This is a genomic window from Mycobacterium asiaticum (genome assembly GCF_001673315.1).
Classification (GTDB): domain Bacteria; phylum Actinomycetota; class Actinomycetes; order Mycobacteriales; family Mycobacteriaceae; genus Mycobacterium; species Mycobacterium asiaticum_B.
Genome location: NZ_LZLQ01000041.1, coordinates 1 through 2,544 on the forward strand (window position 1 = coordinate 1; position 2,544 = coordinate 2,544).

Below are 2,544 nucleotides of genomic sequence, written 5' to 3' on the forward strand. Positions count from 1 at the left end.
CCGACGTGCAGCGCGAGTCGAGTGAGAACGCTCCGATCGGGCTGGGTGACGCGGTCGAAACCACCGCCGGCGAGATGCCGGCCCGGTTCGTGATACACGCGGCCACGATGGAGCTAGGCGGTCCTACCTCTGCCGAGATCATCAGTCGCGCAACGGTTTCAACGTTGCGCCGAGCTGACGAGCTGGGTTGCCGGTCGCTGGCTCTGGTTGCGTTCGGCACTGGCGTCGGTCGGTTCCCGTTGCAGGACGCCGCGCGACTGATGGTCGACGCGGTTCGGCAGCATCAGCCCCGTTCACTGGAACGTGTCGTCTTCGCCGTGCATGGCGATGCGGCCGAGCGCGCGTTCACCGCGGCGGTGCAGGATCACTCGGCCGACAGATAACGTTCCACGGATTGCACCTTCTGCGTCATCGCGTCGGTGACTCCGGTCCGCCAGTCCGCCTTGATCACCGTGCTGACTCGTGGTGCCCGCGCAGCCACGGCCTCGACCGCCTGCTGCACGACGGCCATCACCTCCGCCCAACTGTCGCCTTCGATCACGGTGAACATCGAATCGGTCTTGTTGGGCAATCCCGAATCACGCACCACTCGAACCGCTTCTCCAACGATCTCGCCGACACCCTCGCCCACGCCCAGCGGGGTCACAGAGAAAGCCACCAGTACCGACATCCGTCTACTCTCGCATGGCAGCATCGACGCTCATGCGGGTTCTGGTGCAGCGGGTCTCATCGGCAGCGGTGTCGGTAGCCGGCGAGGTGGTGGGCGCCATTCGGCCGACCGGTCAGGGTCTGCTGGCTTTGGTGGGCGTCACGCATAGCGACCAACCGGACCACGCCCGGCGAATGGCTGAAAAGCTCTGGAAACTTCGCATTCTCGACGACGAGAAGTCCGCCTCCGACGTCGGCGCGCCGATCCTGCTGGTCAGCCAGTTCACCCTGTATGCCGACACGGCCAAAGGCCGCCGTCCGTCCTGGAACGCGGCGGCACCCGGCGCGGTCGCCGAGCCGCTGGTCGCAACACTCGCAGATACGCTGCGCACGCTGGGGGCAACCGTCCAGACTGGGGTATTCGGCGCGCACATGCAGGTCGAGTTGGTCAACGACGGCCCAGTGACCGTCCTGCTGGAACTGTGACGGGTACGTTCAGCACTATGACGGAATTCGGCTCGCTTCGTTCCGACGACGACCAGTGGGACATCGTCAGCGGAGTCGGTTACACCGCACTGATAGTCGCCGGCTGGCGTGCCCTGCATGCCGTCAGTGAGCAACCGTTGGTGCGCGACGACTACGCGAAGTTCTTCATCGAAGCGTCGGAGGACTCGTACCTGACGGGATTGTTGGCCAGTCCGGGAACCTCGGAACACGAGAATGCCTTTCCGCGGCTCTACGGCGTGCAGACACGGTTCTTCGACGAATTCTTCACCGCCGCAACTGGCGCCGGTATCCGGCAGGCGGTGATTGTCGCCGCAGGTCTGGATTCCCGCGCCTACCGTCTCGATTGGGCCACCGGGACAACGGTTTTCGAAATCGACTTGCCCAAGGTGCTGGAATTCAAAGCGCAGGTGCTCGACGGGCGCGGCGCGCAGCCGAAGGCGCAACGACGTGAGGTGGCAGCCGACCTGCGCGCAGATTGGCCCGCTCGGTTGGTCGCGGCCGGCTTCGACCCGCACAGTCCGAGCGCCTGGTCGCTGGAGGGCCTGCTGCCCTATCTGACCAGCAAGGCCCACCAAGCCCTCTTCGCCGGCATCACCGAGCTCAGCGCGCCGGGCAGCCGGGTTGCCGTCGGAGCTTTGGGTTCTCGCCTGGACCACGACCAGCTGGCGGAGCTGGAGGAATCACATCCCGGCGTCAACCTGGCGGGAGACATCGATTTCTCCTCGCTGACCTACGAGAACCCCGCCGACCCCGCGGAGTGGCTGGCCACGCACGGCTGGGCGGTCGAGCCCCTGGGTAGCACACTTGACCTGCAGGCCGGCTACGGTCTCACTCCACCAGAGGTGGACGTCAAGATCGACAGCTTCATGCACTCGCAGTATGTGATCGCGACGCGCTGACATGGCGACGGTAGTACCGGCGCCCGTGTAGTCGCTGGAAATGCCACACCGCTGCGGGCAGCGCGCCGCGTCGGTGCAGCCAGAATGTACCGGGCGGGTCGGCCTGCGGCGCGCGCCGCCCGACCTGCACGTCGGCGACCACGACTCCTTCGCCGTCTGCCCTGTCCCGGCAGGCCAGCACGGTGCCGTCGGCCGCGACGATCAGTGTGCCGCCCTCAAATTTTCCGTCGTAACTCATTGGCAGCCAAGGCATCCGGCACTGCAGCGAACCCGCGTGCGCTGCGTGTAACACCGGCGCCCCGACGTATCCGGCGAAGGAGACGGCGGCCTCTCGGGCGGTCGCTGCGTTGCGCGCCTCCAGCCGGCGAAAGGCTGCTCGCGGCCACCAGTCGGGGATCGACCACCATCCGGATCCGGTCATCGCCAAGTCGATACGCCCGCGCAGTCGCTGCACGGTTTGGCTGCGCATCAACTCCCAGCACACCGCCGC

The 2,544-nt window shown here is 66.4% G+C and carries 4 protein-coding genes and 1 pseudogene; 3 read left to right on the forward strand and 2 right to left on the reverse strand.

Features of this window, described 5'->3' with window-relative positions; translation table 11 throughout:
• Nucleotides 1-383: macro domain-containing protein (locus A5636_RS06970; protein WP_065157971.1), on the forward strand; the 383-nt coding region annotated here is incomplete at its 5' end.
• Here the strand turns inward: A5636_RS06970 and A5636_RS06975 are convergent.
• Complete coding sequence (locus A5636_RS06975) at nucleotides 365-670, reverse strand: MTH1187 family thiamine-binding protein (RefSeq protein WP_065157972.1); 306 nt, start codon at nucleotides 668-670, stop codon at nucleotides 365-367. The two genes, A5636_RS06970 and A5636_RS06975, sit on opposite strands and share 19 nt — an antisense overlap.
• Nucleotides 671-702: 32 nt before the next feature.
• Here A5636_RS06975 and dtd point away from each other — a divergent pair, with 32 nt between their 5' ends.
• Nucleotides 703-1,134, forward strand: a complete 432-nt coding sequence (gene dtd / locus A5636_RS06980; protein ID WP_065157973.1) for a D-aminoacyl-tRNA deacylase — start codon at nucleotides 703-705, stop codon at nucleotides 1,132-1,134.
• A 17-nt stretch (nucleotides 1,135-1,151) separates the two neighbouring features.
• The gene (locus A5636_RS06985; protein ID WP_065157974.1) at nucleotides 1,152-2,054 is read left to right on the forward strand and encodes a class I SAM-dependent methyltransferase; all 903 of its coding nucleotides are present in this window, start codon (nucleotides 1,152-1,154) and stop codon (nucleotides 2,052-2,054) included.
• Here A5636_RS06985 and A5636_RS06990 read toward each other — a convergent pair.
• A pseudogene (locus A5636_RS06990) lies at nucleotides 2,020-2,544 on the reverse strand (carbon-nitrogen hydrolase family protein); the annotation flags it as partial. The gene A5636_RS06985 and the pseudogene A5636_RS06990 overlap by 35 nt on opposite strands.